The following is a 15,515-nucleotide window of genomic DNA, read 5'->3' as shown; positions in this document are numbered from 1 at the left end:
CCACTCTAGCCATGACAAAACGGTAATCCACCGTTTTCTATTGACCTCAAAGTGCTAAAAACATGGCTTCTGATTTACGATTTGTGATCGTTCTAATGTTAGTCGTCAGTTCGGTTTGGGCGATACTTGCCCTACCTCGCTTACGTCAGCGCTTACCGAAAATCTATTTAATCGCACGCTCATGGTGGCTCATGTTAGCGGCGCTTTGCGCGTGTTATGTTATCGCTAAGGTAACGGATCATAGCCAACCCTTACAGGCTCACACATACCCTTACCAGTGGCTGCTCATCGCTTTTTTCGTTTTAATTGGTCTGCGTGGCGGCTATGAGATCAAACGCTTATGGTGTCTGCGCAACAAAGCTGTGCTGATTGAGAAACTGCAAGCGCGCGGTCTACAACCCAAGATATTGCCTTTTAGCCAAACCTCTTCCCATTCTACTCCAGCTTATACGCGTCTAAATCGGTTAGACCTAATCTTTAGCTTTGCTGTTATCACAATGATTGTCAGTCTCATTGCTTTACAACAATTAATCTGGCAGCGCGAGCAGTATGGCGTTTTATTTTTTGTGTTATTCGCCAGTCAATTTAATGATATTGCCCAGTATTTATGCGGACGATTGCTTGGTCACAAGCTGTTTAGGCGTGGTCTTGCCCCAACCATTAGCCCGAATAAAAGTATCGAAGGCGCTCTTTTCGGCAGTATGCTAGCAGCGATATTGGCAACGCTATTAGGCATTTGGCTCACGCCTTTTAACTGGTGGATTTGCTTATTAGCCGCTTACGGCTTAGCGGTCAGTGGTATCGCTGGAGATTTATTAGAGTCCGCCTTTAAACGTCAGCATGGGGTTAAAGACACGGGTACGATGCTCGCCGGACATGGCGGCGTATTAGACAGAGTAGATAGCTTGCTCATTGGCGTGCCGCTATTTACCTTGTTTTATTGGCTGCTTGGGTAACCTGTTATCAAGTAATTTTATCCAATTTACTGCGCAATATCCAGTTAAGCATAGGCTTAGGTAAATGATTCAGCGCCCGTGTGATATAGCGCATGGAGCATGGAAATATGGCCAGCTCAATATTTTTATCAATGGCTTGCATAACATGCTTCACCGCCGTTTGCGTATTCATTATGAATGGCTTATGACTGGCATCGCCGTCATTCAAATCGCGTAATGCTTGAGTATCGATATAACCTGAGGCGATGCAGTTGACTTGAATATGATACGGCGCAAGTGCCGCTCGATAAGCGCTGGCAGTCGCAATCATGGCACGTTTGCTTTTGGCGTAAAGGCTGGCATAAGGATAATCCATAGTACCGGCGATAGACGCGATACAAATCAAGCTTAGTCTGTTATTTTCGTTGAAATCTGATGAATATCTTTGTTGCTTTAACTGCTCGCTTGCCCACCTAAAAACCTGCTCAAAGGCTTGAAAATTAATCGCGAGCATTTTATCGCTGTCCGCTTGATTGAGACGATGGACACGCTCGTTAGTGTAACTACCAGCGCTATAAATCACTCTTTGAAAGCTGATATCTGACAGGCTCTCTAACAAACTTTGTGTTTGCACACTATCCATCAAATCACAGCAATAAGTGACAATATTAGGATACTGACTATTGATATTATCTATCTTCTCCATACTATGACCAACCACGCTTACTTGCCAGCCAAGCGCCTGATGATGCAGCGCCAACGCCAAGCCAAGTCCACTCGTACCGCCAAAAACGATAAGATGCGATGGCTTATGAGTGGAAGTAGATTGTGTAATATTTTTCATTTGTGCGTTCATAGACCCTGCTGCCGTATATAGTCAGCTGTACGCTGATAGCCATACTGCCACTGCGCCTGTATTTGCTGCACAAAGCCATCATAGTCACTGTGAATAAGCTCAACTGTCATTTGTCTGATATTAAAACGCTTTTGTACATGCTGTCCTGCCAACTGCTGACCGTTATCTGCAAAGGGCAACCAATGCAATTGACGGCTATTTCTTTCTGACTTCACAAGTGATGACGTTTTCATTGGCTGATAACCATGCACCTGTGCCAAACGCTCATTGGGGTCAAAACCAAAAACGCGCTGAATCGCTGGTGCCGCCAGCCATGAATCATAACCTGCCTTGGTCTCTGCAAATACCGTCTGTCCCAGTTGACACGCCAGCTCAATCGGTGTCAGATTAATCACTCCGCCCAAGCACCAACCAAGCGTTTCAATATGCGTTGGCGGTAGATAATACATATCTGCCATAGAAGCACGAACCGCTGGATTGAATTCCCACTGCTTTACGATATTTACTGACTGATGGATACGCCTATCGGCAAACGTATGCACTGGTGAGTTAAGTATTTGCTCAAAGTGCTCTGATGCTGCCAATCGCGGCGGGGCAAATAATAACTCTTGTAGTTTAAACTCATCGTAAACAGAACTATCAGCAGTAGGCATCTGATTAAAGGATTGATTGGGTACTTGATAGAGTCGACTGGCGATAATAGCTATCTCTGGCACGGTAGGATTATACAGATTATTGTGATTGGGAGAAAAATGAGACAATTCATCTAGCCATTGCCCCTCGTTATCTATCCGAAACATCGCCAACTGCTGCAACTCATTTAATAGTCGCTCATAGTTATCTGCTTGCTGCTGTTTTTGGCGGTTAGAAACCTGCCGTGACAAGTGCCAACGTTTAAGCGCCTGCATCATATAACGTATTTTTAAACGTTTATTGGCTTCGTCTGGCGCAACATGTCTGATTGCCGTAATGACATGATACAACTCACGACTGCACATGAGCGCCTGCAAATCCTTAGGATCAGGCGCTAGATTGACCAAATAAGCCGACAGACTGCCACCGCAAGTGCCGACGATGACATCTGGCTTCAAATCATGAGCAACCAATGCCGCATAGCTGCCCAAATAATAGGCGAAACGTGAACCGCCCCCTGAAAAAAGTTGCACACGCTCATAAGGCTTGGCGCTTTGATTATTCATCTATCATTCATCAGTGGTCGGTACTGTTTTAATCGCTAGCGACACGGTAAAAATACCAAAGCGATCAATACGCATAGCGACTTTTTTAAAGCCAGCATTTTCAACCAATTGATCCATTTCCGCTTGCGAGCGACAGCGCATCACCCAACTACTACCGTGATGATTGTTTAAAGTTTTACTGATAAATTCCTGCTCAGGATGCCAAGGCTGATTGGTATAAAGTAAATAACCACTGGATTTTAAACTTTCATAAATACCTGCCAATGCCGTCGCTGGTAGTGTATTGTCAGAAAATAATTCAAAAACCCCAGAAGCAATGGCGATATCAAATTTTTTATCGTCAAGGCCTTTAGTATTGTCACTTTCCTTCTGTAAATAAGAATAACTGGCAGGGTCAAACGCATCTTTTTGACAAGTCATCACGCGATCAGTAATCTCTAACTGCTCCGCCTTTGCCTGTAACGCTTGGATATTATGCATCTCGTAATCACGTAGCTCAGCATGCAATTTGGTAAACTCTGTCAGTAAATCAAAGGCATAAAAGCCATGTCCACTAGCGATATCGAGTAGTTTTGGTTGGTATGGTTTAGTACTGCTCTGATTTTTGTCTTCAATATCTGCCAGAGCTTCACGTGCCAGCTCCAATATATGCTCACGGCGAATACGAATCCCTTGCCAACCGATATTGCTTAAATAAAACTTATCGACTGCCTGACCAAATTTATTCTGCCCACTCGGCTGATTATAGTACACGTGATCAAGCGAATGACCCGAGTCAAATCCATGCTCCAGTCCTGTGGCAATCGCATCGCTGACATGACCAAATTTTTGCATGGCGAATCGGGTAATGGCAAAGCTTGGGTTAAAGGGTTTAATCGCTAAGCGGTCAACTTTATCTTTACTGGCACTATTAAGATGAGCCGCGCTTAAATCAGGCGCTTTAACATCGGTACTGAATACCTGCTCAGCGAAATCGATACAATCCGCGAAGACGTCTGCCTTATTGGTCTCATGAAAGATCGCATGGTAGCTATCTGGATATAATTGCCAGCGTTTATCAGTGGTATTGATGGCCTCATAAAAATCGCGCTCTGCCTGTTTATCGACCACGTAATCCTTACCCGCACATAATATAAAGGTTGGCACGGTGATAGCACCCGCATCATCGAGCAAGCGTTGACCCGTTGCATGCGTATCGATGAGCAAGTCGGTCGAGATGCTATTCGATATCAGCGGATCGGCATTATAAGCTTGCTGTGCGTCTTTATCATGCGTTAAGACTTGCGCCTTGACGTAGCTGCTCACGCGTGACATCAGTCCAAGCGCGCGAGCTACCTTTAGCGATGGTATGGCAAATGGTATGTACAAGCGAATACTCAACGCTGGCGTACCCAATATCATCCCGCGAATATTGGGGGCATAATCATGTACCCATGCTGCGGCGAGTACCGCGCCGATACTGCTGGCGACGATTAATGTATCCTCAATAGCAATGCCCGTTTGCCCGATAACCAGTTGCACAAAACCGTCTAAATCGCGCTCCAGCTCGGTGACGCTTTCGGCATGATCCTTGATACCACCTGAGCGCCCATTACCACGCGCATCCCAAGCAAATACTTGATAGCCAGCTTTTGCAAATTGTTCCCCAAGTTTTGCTAAGCGTCCCGAATGCTCATGACCACGATGTAACAGAATGACTTGGCGCTGTTGTGTGTGTTGCTGACCGGCTTGTTTGACATTCTCTAAAGGCATCGTCAACCAATAGCGATAATAGATTGCCGTGCCATCATACGCGTTGTAGCAACTTTCACCGCTAATAACTTCAGACGATGATAGATGAAGGTCATCGCTAACCTTGTTTGGGGCAGCTTTGGCATTGGTAGACTGGGGATTTTTAGAAATAGCGGGCATTGTCTGGGACTCCAAAAGGGACGTTTTAGCAGCAGAGTTTGATAGATGGGCATTTAATAAAGGAAGATTTGACGAAAAGGTATTGGGAGATAGCGTATCAGGTTGATCAATAATCGCTTGGCAATCGATAAACGAAATAGATTGATACGATGATTCTGGTATTGACTCAAGACTGTCTAAACGGTTTGAGCGTAGCACAGGTGGTTTACGCATCAAGTATAAGTCTGCCATATAACGCAGTCGATTAAGGCAGGTTTTAAGTAGTAGCGCTTCTGTCACTATAAATAATTGTCCTACTCTCATATGAGATAGCGCGATCGGTGCTTTAATTGCCATAACAGTGCCAAGCACACCGAGCACAAAAGCACGATCACTTTTGCCTAACGGCCCTTGATTCGCCCGAACATTTAAGCTTTTATTACTAATTATCGCTAGCAATTCAGTGCCAATACTAAGCACGATTAGACCGACAATATGTGGCTGATGGATTGATATACGGTTTGGTAAATTGACTGTCGACGCTTGCGCATTATCATTCGCAACATGCGGGGCAAGACTTGCGATAAGCGCCGTATCAGCCACGATATCGCCCACTTCATTAAGCACTGCGCCAAGTTTAGAAGCTTGCCCGTGCTCGCGTGCCATCATGCCATCGATCGCATTGAGCGCCATGCGTACAAAGAGAGATGATGGCAACAGCAACCAGAGTCTAGGCTGATTTTGCGCAGGTTTAGCAATGACATACGCCGTACCAAGGCTCAATAAGATGGCTGATACGGTCACTTGGTTAGCGGTAACCTTTTGCTCAACCAATGCATCGCTAATGGGACGCAATTGATCTTGAAATTGAGACTTGAGCTGATAGAGCGACATAAGGCGAACCAAATATATTCAGTTCTTTAATGTAGCAACAAAAGTTGGTTAGGTAAATACGTAAACGTTGTTAGTAGTCAAATTATCATGAATAAAACCCTAACTTACGGCTTCGTGATTCAGTTGCTTACTTTAACGCCCAATATTTAGTCGTTAAACAGTCAGCTTTTACAAGGAATCTTAGTCGCTCATGTCAGTATTAATAGCTTGATATGATACAATCCCCAGCTTCCTAAAAATGCCTTCGAAAGCTGCGAGCACATCATCATGCAAAGCCTAGTTACCCTTGTTTTGGTATTAATGCCAATGTTTATTGGCTTTGCCATCCCCTCCAATCCTAAAATGACCAAGCTTGCTGATAAAGGCTTGTCTTATTTGGTATTTATTATCTTAGCGCTGATTGGGATTGAGCTGTCGCAAGTGGAAGGGCTTGGCAGTCAGATAGGCGAGATTGCCCTGTATGTGACCATATTATCAATATTGACGATTGGGTCGGGCTTATTTGCCTTGATGTTATTCGATCATTTGCGCCCGTGGCATGCCAAAAAACCCAGCGTAAAATCTAAAGAACACCGTGTCAGCATCCGTGGCAGCTTGGCACAAGTGATTTGTGTGGTGATTGGAATGGTGATTGGATACTTCCTGCCAGAAAATTATATGCCACCCGAAAATACGATGACGGTGATGTTAATGATATTAATTTTGCTAGTCGGTATTGGCTTAAAGGGCTCGGGTATTACTTTAAAAGAAGTACTGCTGAATAAACGCGGGGTGGAAATGAGCGTTATCTTTACGCTCTCGGTATTGGTTGGTGGTTTATTCTTTGCGCTGATGTTTAGCGATGTCTCTTGGACGAAGGGAATGGCATTGGCGTCAGGATTTGGTTGGTATTCGCTATCAGCAATCGTCATGACCGATGCTTATGGCGCGGTTTGGGGCAGTGTCGCGCTATTTAACGACTTGGTACGTGAGTTTTTTGCGCTGATATTTATTCCCGTGTTTATGCGTAAATATCCATCAGCAGCAGTTGGACTTGGCGGCGCGACGAGCTTGGATTTTACCCTGCCAATTATTCAGCAATCAGGTGGTCTAAAGGTCGTGCCATTGGCGATTAGTTTTGGCTTTATTATTAATATTGTCTCGCCAGTGCTGATGGTGGTATTCTCGACGTTGGGTTAAATATAAGGGCTCACGTTAAACTTTTTTAATAGAGTTTAACGTGAGCCCACTAGAGAGCTTTTATCCTGCGCTGCCAATTATATTAATATCCAATTATTAAACATCAATAGCAAAATAAACTTTATCCATAGAATAATCAAACGTCTCACTTAGCTTAGCCAAAGGTGCACGCCACACTTGAATAAACAAATCAGCTAATATATCTGCGCGCTCAAGGATTTTATCTTCATTCCATACACTTAAGTTATCCTCAGTTTCTGGTTGAAAATAACGGTTTAAATTAGATTTACTATACTTAAGTATCTCTGGGCGCTTTGTCTGCCATGAACCGTTAGAAATAGCAGGATTTAAGCTATTTGTGACTAGTGTTAAATTACCAATCGTATTTTTTAACGTATTCCTACGTGATTCTTGTTCTAGAATATCTTCTGCTGACTTACCTTCTTTTTCTAGTGGCCAGTGCTTTTCCCATTTCTCAGGTAAGATATGTTCAATAGTAAGGTTTTTCTGAATTGGCATGAATTCAGCTTTGGAATGATGTGAAGCACCATCTATTGCCTCCAATACCATCCTAAGTTTATATTGTGCGATACGGCCATACATTGGACGTTGTAACAACTGAGATTTCAGCTCGATATCATCAGGCATCCGCGAACTATCACTATCACTTTTAGATAAGATGGTATGTACATCTTTTGCGTTTATAGGAATATCAGACTCTTTTTTGGTTCGATATATATCTTTTATGACGTCTGTAAAGTAGCGGTTATAGTTCTTACTAGTCATCCCACAAACCATTCTTCTAACTAAGTATGATTCCAAAATGCTTAGAAAATTATGTAACTCATTAGGTTGACTCTGCCATAATGTCGTTGCCAATAACAATAATGGATAAACAGTCGCCGTATCTACGGCCTCTAATCGATATAAAAACAGAGCTACTCTTTCATCTTTAGGCTGAGTAATGGTTTGATAAAGCTTGGCGAACTGCTTCAGAGCAATTAGATGCTCAGTCGTATTCTTAGGATGCTTAAAAAATTGATTATTAAATTTATCATAATTATCTTCTGTATCGTTAACATAGGCCTTAAATGAATCAAATAGATGCGATACTTTAATGTCATCTTGTAGCATTAAGCTTAAGTAATTTTGTAAAAACCAATCTATTCGTGGACGTTTAGTTCGCCCTTGGCTTACCTCTTCACGCCAAAAATCGCTATCAAAAGCGAGCCAATACTCAGTATAGAGATGCTCTACTTCTTTATCTGATCCAACAACTTTGCGAAACAAAAAATTCTTAATCAAATCTGCGGGTAACAGCTGTGTACCACGGGCATTTAGTGTCTCAAAAATAACCTGCGCTTCATCTTGCGAATGCAAATCAATGACAACAATTTGTAAATACTCACGTACTACTTGCCATAGTGCATCTAAGCAATTTTCAACATTATCACGCTCTACAAACCATGCCTCTAAAACCTTAGTAAAATATTGATAAGCTTTAAATATTTGACTATTCTTAATCTTGTCATCGAGCTGTGCTAACTGTTCTACGTCATAATGACTCAGTTGATGTACAACCTCAAAAGCGGGACGATCACTGTTGGTAGGCCAAATTTTATAAGCTTCTTGATCCAAATCAACCTTGCTACGCTTATTACTCACTAAACCATCAAATCTGTCGTAAAGCTTAGTATTACTGTGCTTTTCACAAAGATCTCTAATAGCAATCATCATTATCTGTAAGGTAGTAAAGCGTTGTTGACCATCAATAACCTGTCTAGTCTCAATAGAACCAGTAGCATTGTTATCACGCTCTAATACTACTGCTCCTAAGAAATGGCTACGACAGTTCTCATTCGCTAGATAACGGTCGGCGACATCAACTATATCCTCCCATAAATGACACCAGTTTTTATCTTCTGTCCAAACGTAAGGACGTTGAAATAACGGTATTTGATAAGAGACAGTACTATCAAATATACGTTCTAGATTACGAGCATGTGCTTCCATTTATCGGTCTTTCCTCTAGTTGTTAATAATATAAAATAAATTTAAAACATTTTCGAAAATAAATTAGAATTAAACTTCCTATCAAGCCATCTCTAGATTTTTTTCCACCTGACACGCCTTATCATGCCACTCGATAAAAGCATCAATAGCTTGCGTAGCTGCTGTATTTCTATCAACAGTTTCTTTACCAGAAAAACCCTCAACATAATGGCATGCTCGATAGTTTTTGGCATACTTATCATAATCAGCCACCCATTGTTTACGCGCTTTTAACTCATCTTGACGTTGCTCAATGCTATTATCCACATCGGTATTATCAGAGCCAAACCAAAAGTCCTTAGCAGGGATATCTTTAGCCAACTTATTATTTTCAACCTCACTCAGACGCCACGGCTTGGCAGTGAGCCGCGCACGAAAGCACTGCTGCACCTGACATAGACGCACATAATTGGTATCCGCATGGAAATACGCAAACCATTCCGCGACTAACCTATCACTTGGCAATACAACATCGTGAGTGGCGATAATACGAAAACCTGCGGGCGTCTGATATAAACGAAAGGACTCGGTAGGATGATTAGCAATACGTTTTTTGATTAAATCTGTCATATAAGGCAGTAACGAGGCGGCGTCATCGGCATATTTTTGCGCGCGGGCCTTGTCTTTAACACTGGCTTGTTGCCACAAATAAGCAGTGGCACCAAACATAACTACTAACAGCCATAACCATGACAACCCCAACCAAGCGATAACACTGGCGATGAGTATAAAAACAACAACAAAAAACCAAATTTTAATTTTGCTGGCGGGATTGCTTTGATTAATGAGAAAGGCAGGCATAAAGCCATGATGGTTATAATCATCAGGATAGATATGACGCAATAAATCTTCATTATCAACATCAATAATAGCGATGTTATCAACGTTGGCGACTTGTGCACCGTAGCTGTTACGCGTAACGATAAGCTTCGTTACTGCTGCACTATTATTAGATAATTCATTTTCTGGAAAATCATGCTTATCAATAATCTCTTCACGAATAGGAATGCTATTGCCTTCGTTATACTCTTCCTTGCGCTCACGACGTAAGATATCTTCACCTGCCAGCCAGCGATGATGCGCCTCATTGACTCGTGATTTAGCATGGGATAGCGCTTCCATTTGGCTGATATCTGACCAACCATAACGTTTAATGGTCACTTGTCTAGCAGGCTTGTTAGGCGTCTCGCGCAATTCAAAGCGCTGCTTGTGTTGCGCCCAGTATTTGGGGATGAGCATGGTGTTTTGCCTTGGAGTATTTGGATTGAACGACTGGTCAATAATTGATAAAAACTTGATTTAAAATTTAACGCAGATGCCGTTTTTTAAATTGATAGGATACTCATTATCAGGTTCAGTTAATAAACCATAGACCCGACGATTAAAAGACCTCCCCTCATCCGTATCATTGGGTGCGATAGGCGCTCTAGCCTCACAATTTAAAGGCGTTAAACGACTAGGCTCTATATTATGTTTTAATAAAAGATAGTTTTTGACCATCAGCGCCCTATTTTTAGGTAATGAGGGTAACCTTTTATTAATTTCATCTTCTGAAGCATGGGCTTCAATTTTAAAGATAGCGATATCATACTCTTTCATTCTTGCCGCTACTTTATCCAGCTCAACATGATATTTAGATGTTAATTCACTGCTGCCCTTAGCAAAAAAGGCACGGTATTCCATTTTTAGGCCTATCCCTGGCATCGTAAAAGGACAACCTCTTTCATCTGTTACCATATTTCTTGGAGTGGCTGGACATTGATCCAAATCATCAGGCACGCCGTCATTGTCTGTATCTGCAAGTAGCTCTATCAATACTTTAGGTGTGTTGTCTGCCTTTTTATCTATTGTATTATTTTTAGGTGTAGATTGGCAGGAGGCTAAAATAAAACTAGCTATTACGATGGCTATCGCCATCCATGACTGAGTCTTCATACGCCATCCTTAGTTTAGTTAAAAAGTTCAATTAATAATTTTAGTCAAAACCCTAAACCCCACTCGCCTGCTTAGCAAACAGTCTCATCAATGGCTTAATTTTGCTAACGCGGTACATACCTTCGCTACGGATTTTTTGAATAGGACGCGATTGTGCAAGTGACCCTGCAAATAGCCAATTAAGCGCGGAAAAGCTGTGCATCATTAGACTGTTATGCGGACGGCGCAAACGCTCGTAGCTACGCAACGTTTGATTGCTGCCCCAACTGGTTCTACCACTACGTTCAAAATCATGTGCCAATTGCTCGCTTAAAGTCTGTACATCGAGCATGCCCAGATTCAACCCTTGACCCGCCAGTGGATGGACGCCATGCGCTGCATCACCGATCAAGACTAAATTGTCCGCGACGTAGCTTTTTGCTTGTTGCGCGGTCAGTGGAAAGCTAGCGATTGACTCAATCTGAGTGATAGCACCTAGCTCATAGTTACTGGCAGCAGCCAATTTATCAGCAATGACGCGCGCGTCCTCCTCTATCAACGCCAATGCTTGATTGCGCGGCAATGTCCACACGATCGACTGCCAGTGCTCTGGGTTGGCTTTATCTGCATCAGTAATATCAGCAAGCGGTAATAGTGCCAGCGTACCTGTAGGCAGCATTGCTTGGCGCGCAGTCGCTTGATGCGGTTTTTCGGTGTGAATCGCACAGCAAATAGCGGTTTGCTTATAATCAAGTGTATCGAGCCCAATCGCCGCTTGCTGACGCACAAATGAGCCACGACCATCGGCACCAACCAGCAGAGCCGCTGCTATAGCAGTATGATCATCTAAAGTCACACGGTAGCCTTGCTCTGCACCCAGCCAATCCATATTGATAACTTTATGTCCAGCGATGACGGTTAAATAGTCACTGACATCATCTTCATACAGGCATTGCCATAACGCATGCTCAATGACAGCAGGCTCGACCATGCTACCGAGCATTTGCGGTAAATGATTGTTAGGATGATTATCGCCGCTATCGCCAAATAATAGCTCACCCATACCGTTTAGTTGCCATACCTGCATTTGCGAATAATCGGCTTTGCGCTCTGATGCTGCTATCTTTTGCCATGCGCCCACGCCTTTAAGTAAGTTAATACTGGCAAGACTCAAGGCATAAACGCGCGCATCCCGCTTGCCAAGCACCTGTTGCCATTCTGAGTCATCACGTGCAGGGCGAGCATCAATTAACGTCACAGGCATTTTTGCTTGTGCCAACTGTAAAGCAAGCGTTGCCCCAACAATACCGCTACCGATAATCAGCGTATGATTATTCTTCATAAGTTATTCCTACAGTTAAGTGCAATCGTATAGAACATTGGTCTAGACCGTTAATATACCGTGATATGGCAAACTAAGACTTTAACCCCATAGCATAGTTAGCGACTAGTGGCTTAATATTTGGCAGCTTGTCAAAGGCAACCAAGGCCACATTCCTTGCCAACTTGATGGCTGGATTAGGATGGGTAAAACCATGTACCACGGCATCACAGAAGCGAATGACGCGTTTTTGATCGCTTAGACGTGCTTTCTCATAGCGTTTTAACAGTTGCGTATCGCCGATGTCTTCGCCCTTTAGCACTTGCGCGCTCATCATTTGTGCCAGTACATGGGCATCGCGCATACAGAGGTTAAAACCTTGACCAGCGACAGGGTGCAAGGTATGAGCAGCATTGCCCATGATGACACAGCGATCCGCTACTTGTTTGTCTGCCAACACGCGTGTCAGTGGATAAGCGCCGCGGCGACCAGCAGCGACAAACGTGCCCGCACGCTCACCAAAGGCTTGCTGCAATGTCGCTAAGAAATGCGCATCATCTTCTAAGTATTTATTTTCTTCCCCTTTTGGGCAGACCCAAACCACAGAGCGTCTATAGCCATTTTGATAGTCGTCATTGCCGTCACCTTCTGGATCGGTCAGTGGCAACACCGCCAGTGGCCCTGCTGGACTAAAACGCTCTATCGCCACATGTGCGTGTGGCTTGTCAGTTTCTACCACACCGACGATAGCGGTTTGCTGATAATCATAAATCGTCGTGCCAATATTTAATAATTGGCGTACCGTCGAATCGCGACCATCGCAAGCGACTAAAACACTGGCCTGCAATTGCTGCTCATGTTCCTCTTCACCATAATAGTTAAAGCTGAGCGTCACCCCATCCGCTTGTTGGGTCACGGCGCTGACACTGGCATTATCGATCAAAGTGATTAATGGCTCTTGCTGCGCGGCTAATAAAAGCTTACGTCCGAGCCACGCATTTTCCATCACTTGTCCAAATGACTCGACCCGCTCTTCAGCTTTATTTAATTGTGCACGCCCAAAGCTGCCTTGCTCACTAATCTGCACCGCATCGATACGACAAGCATGACTTTGCAACTCATCCCATAACCCAATCTCTTGATAAATCTGTACCGTACGACGTGACAGTGCTGTATTGCGGCTGTCTAAATAATGGCTGCGATTGCTGTCATCATTTGGGCTGATGGTTGGGTAGCTATTTTTTTCTAATAACGTGCTAGCAATACCATGATGTGCTAGTAACAGTGCAAATGACAATCCCACATGACCACCACCAGCGATGAGGACTTGCTGCTCAGTAGCTGCCTTTTTATGTTCAAACTTTTTTTTAGCATTCGATAAATTTACATCAGTATTTTGCATTATTATTCCTAATTTTCATGTCTATTTTACGCTGTTGGGCGCACGCACTATAAGCGATGAATGATCGCTAGAATTCTTTTAATTTTTTAGGGAATATTTAACATTCACACATCGGCATAGCCTTAGTCGAATGCGTAATAGGTCCTAACCTTCGTCAGCTTTCATCAGCCTTCATCATTTTATTCATATTTTAAACTCTGCGATAAAGCACTACGACATCATCCATAGATTACCACAGATCGCCTCCAACTCTGTCGCCTTAACAGTAGCCAAAACGTATACCTGAAACGCTTGATTTCGTCACGCTCTAAACGTGATTTACAATGCCGTAACCCGCTCAAAATTAGACATAAAAATATCAATGTCGATAAGCGGTTGCAATCGTCGTACAAAAACAGTGGCATCTGTTCGACGTATGGCTTGAAATTTAAAATCTATCGACCATAATAAAGGCAAGACCGTTACTTATCATCACTCCTAAAACGAATAATAATTCTACGTCATTTCTATCTCTATAACGTAAAGCCAAGACCATAACGACCGACCATTTTATCTCTTAAACCCGCAATGCCATCAAAACCAAATCATAGCATTGGGGTACATAATAAAAGGATAATCGCTTGACTGATTCCATGAGCCGCCGTATAAAGTTTGAATCATTGACACCCGCACAGCTCAAAACCGTGCTTGGTGAATACAACAATCACATGAAATATATCCAACAACGCCTCGATATCAAAATCATGCAGCGTCAAGGTGACTTCTGTTTGAGTGGCGACATATCGAATGTCGAGCGCGGTGAACGTATTATTTATAAACTGGTAGATGAGGCACAGAATACCAAGGACATTAGTGCAGCGGAGCTACATCTTATTATCCAATCGAGCATTTCTCGTGATGAAGATATGGAAGCGGATGAGCAAGAAGCCAAGGATAATGCAGACGCTGAGGCGGACTTAGAATCAGCTCACGAGTTTACGCCAGTTAGCTTACGCACGCGTAAAGGTCGTATCATTCCTCGCGGTGGCAATCAGCAGACCTACGTCCAAAACGTACTGAACTCTGATGTCTCATTCGGTATTGGCCCTGCTGGTACGGGTAAGACCTATTTAGCCGTGGCTTGCGCCGTGGATATGCTTGAGCGTAATGAGATTGAGCGGATTTTATTGGTGCGTCCGGCGGTAGAAGCTGGTGAAAAACTGGGCTTTCTGCCAGGTGACTTGACGCAAAAAATCGATCCCTACTTGCGTCCATTATATGATGCGCTATATGAGATGATCGGCGTTGAAAAAGTGGGCAAGCTGATTGAAAAACAAGTCATCGAAATCGCACCCCTTGCCTATATGCGCGGTCGTACGTTAAACAACTCGTTTGTCATCTTAGATGAAGCGCAAAACACCACGCCTGAACAGATGAAAATGTTTTTGACCCGTTTGGGTTTCGGTTCACGAGCAGTAATTACAGGTGATATTACACAGGTCGATTTGCCACGTGGTCATAAGTCAGGCTTAGCGCAAGCAATGGAAATCTTAAGTGGTATTGAAGAAATTCATATCACCAAGTTTGATTCAAAAGATGTGGTACGTCATCAATTGGTACAGAAAATTGTAGAAGCCTACGATGTTTATGATGAAGAACAAGTAGCGTTAGAAGAAAAGCGTAAGTTTGAGCGCAGAAAAGAGCAAGAGCGTAAACAAGTTATCGCTAATGCTGCAGCCAAGCTATAAACGGTCTAGCCTGCTATTTAATGTTATAAAAATGCAAAGCCGGATTACTGTCAGTAATCCGGCTTTTTACGACGAGAGCTTTTTAGCTTTAGTCATAACTTATATCAGACTTGGATTCAACATCGAAGTGCAACGCACCCGAATCT

11 protein-coding genes are annotated in these 15,515 nt (G+C 43.2%); 3 read left to right on the top strand and 8 right to left on the bottom strand.

Features of this window, described 5'->3' with window-relative positions; genetic code table 11:
• Positions 1-62: 62 nt before the first annotated feature.
• Complete coding sequence (locus INT03_RS02765; RefSeq protein ID WP_193007487.1) at positions 63-956, top strand: phosphatidate cytidylyltransferase; 894 nt, start codon at positions 63-65, stop codon at positions 954-956.
• 7 nt (positions 957-963) lie between these two features.
• On the opposite strand, the gene INT03_RS02760 is transcribed toward INT03_RS02765, so the two are convergent.
• The 3 genes from INT03_RS02760 to INT03_RS02750 are packed head-to-tail and all read right to left on the bottom strand — an operon-like array spanning position 964 to position 5,774.
• Positions 964-1,779, bottom strand: coding sequence for an SDR family NAD(P)-dependent oxidoreductase (locus tag INT03_RS02760; protein WP_193007486.1), 816 nt, complete (start codon positions 1,777-1,779; stop codon positions 964-966).
• An 8-nt stretch (positions 1,780-1,787) separates the two neighbouring features.
• Positions 1,788-2,990 carry a patatin-like phospholipase family protein gene (locus INT03_RS02755; RefSeq protein WP_193007485.1) on the bottom strand — a complete coding sequence of 401 codons (1,203 nt, stop codon included), beginning with the start codon at positions 2,988-2,990 and terminating at the stop codon, positions 1,788-1,790.
• A gap of 3 nt (positions 2,991-2,993) precedes the next feature.
• Entirely contained in the window at positions 2,994-5,774 is a 2,781-nt protein-coding gene (locus tag INT03_RS02750; protein ID WP_193007484.1) for an alpha/beta fold hydrolase, read from the bottom strand.
• A gap of 267 nt (positions 5,775-6,041) precedes the next feature.
• On the opposite strand from INT03_RS02750, the gene INT03_RS02745 reads away from it, so the two are divergent.
• Positions 6,042-6,953 carry a lysine exporter LysO family protein gene (locus INT03_RS02745; RefSeq protein ID WP_193007483.1) on the top strand — a complete coding sequence of 304 codons (912 nt, stop codon included), beginning with the start codon at positions 6,042-6,044 and terminating at the stop codon, positions 6,951-6,953.
• 96 nt (positions 6,954-7,049) lie between these two features.
• On the opposite strand, the gene INT03_RS02740 is transcribed toward INT03_RS02745, so the two are convergent.
• The 5 genes from INT03_RS02740 to INT03_RS02720 all read right to left on the bottom strand — a co-directional run bounded on the left by INT03_RS02740 (position 7,050) and on the right by INT03_RS02720 (position 13,642).
• Positions 7,050-8,966 (bottom strand): DUF262 domain-containing protein, encoded by a 1,917-nt coding sequence (locus INT03_RS02740; RefSeq protein WP_193007482.1) that lies wholly within the window; start codon positions 8,964-8,966, stop codon positions 7,050-7,052.
• Positions 8,967-9,047: 81 nt separating this feature from the next.
• Positions 9,048-10,244, bottom strand: a complete 1,197-nt coding sequence (locus tag INT03_RS02735; protein ID WP_193007481.1) for a hypothetical protein — start codon at positions 10,242-10,244, stop codon at positions 9,048-9,050.
• 60 nt (positions 10,245-10,304) lie between these two features.
• The gene (locus tag INT03_RS02730; protein WP_226950254.1) at positions 10,305-10,940 is read right to left on the bottom strand and encodes an OmpA family protein; all 636 of its coding nucleotides are present in this window, start codon (positions 10,938-10,940) and stop codon (positions 10,305-10,307) included.
• Positions 10,941-10,992: 52 nt separating this feature from the next.
• Complete coding sequence (locus INT03_RS02725; protein WP_193007480.1) at positions 10,993-12,261, bottom strand: FAD-dependent monooxygenase; 1,269 nt, start codon at positions 12,259-12,261, stop codon at positions 10,993-10,995.
• Between the two features lie 73 nt (positions 12,262-12,334).
• Positions 12,335-13,642: an FAD-dependent monooxygenase gene (locus INT03_RS02720; RefSeq protein WP_226950253.1), complete on the bottom strand. Its 1,308-nt coding sequence runs from the start codon at positions 13,640-13,642 to the stop codon at positions 12,335-12,337.
• 632 nt (positions 13,643-14,274) lie between these two features.
• Between INT03_RS02720 and INT03_RS02715 the strand changes: the two genes are divergently transcribed.
• Entirely contained in the window at positions 14,275-15,369 is a 1,095-nt protein-coding gene (locus INT03_RS02715) for a PhoH family protein (RefSeq protein WP_045451672.1), read from the top strand.
• Positions 15,370-15,515: the final 146 nt, after the last annotated feature.

The organism is Psychrobacter sp. PG1 (assembly GCF_014897815.1).
Classification (GTDB): Bacteria; Pseudomonadota; Gammaproteobacteria; order Pseudomonadales; family Moraxellaceae; genus Psychrobacter.
Note: the sequence above shows the minus strand (reverse complement) of the source record. Positions and strands in the feature narration are given on the sequence as shown.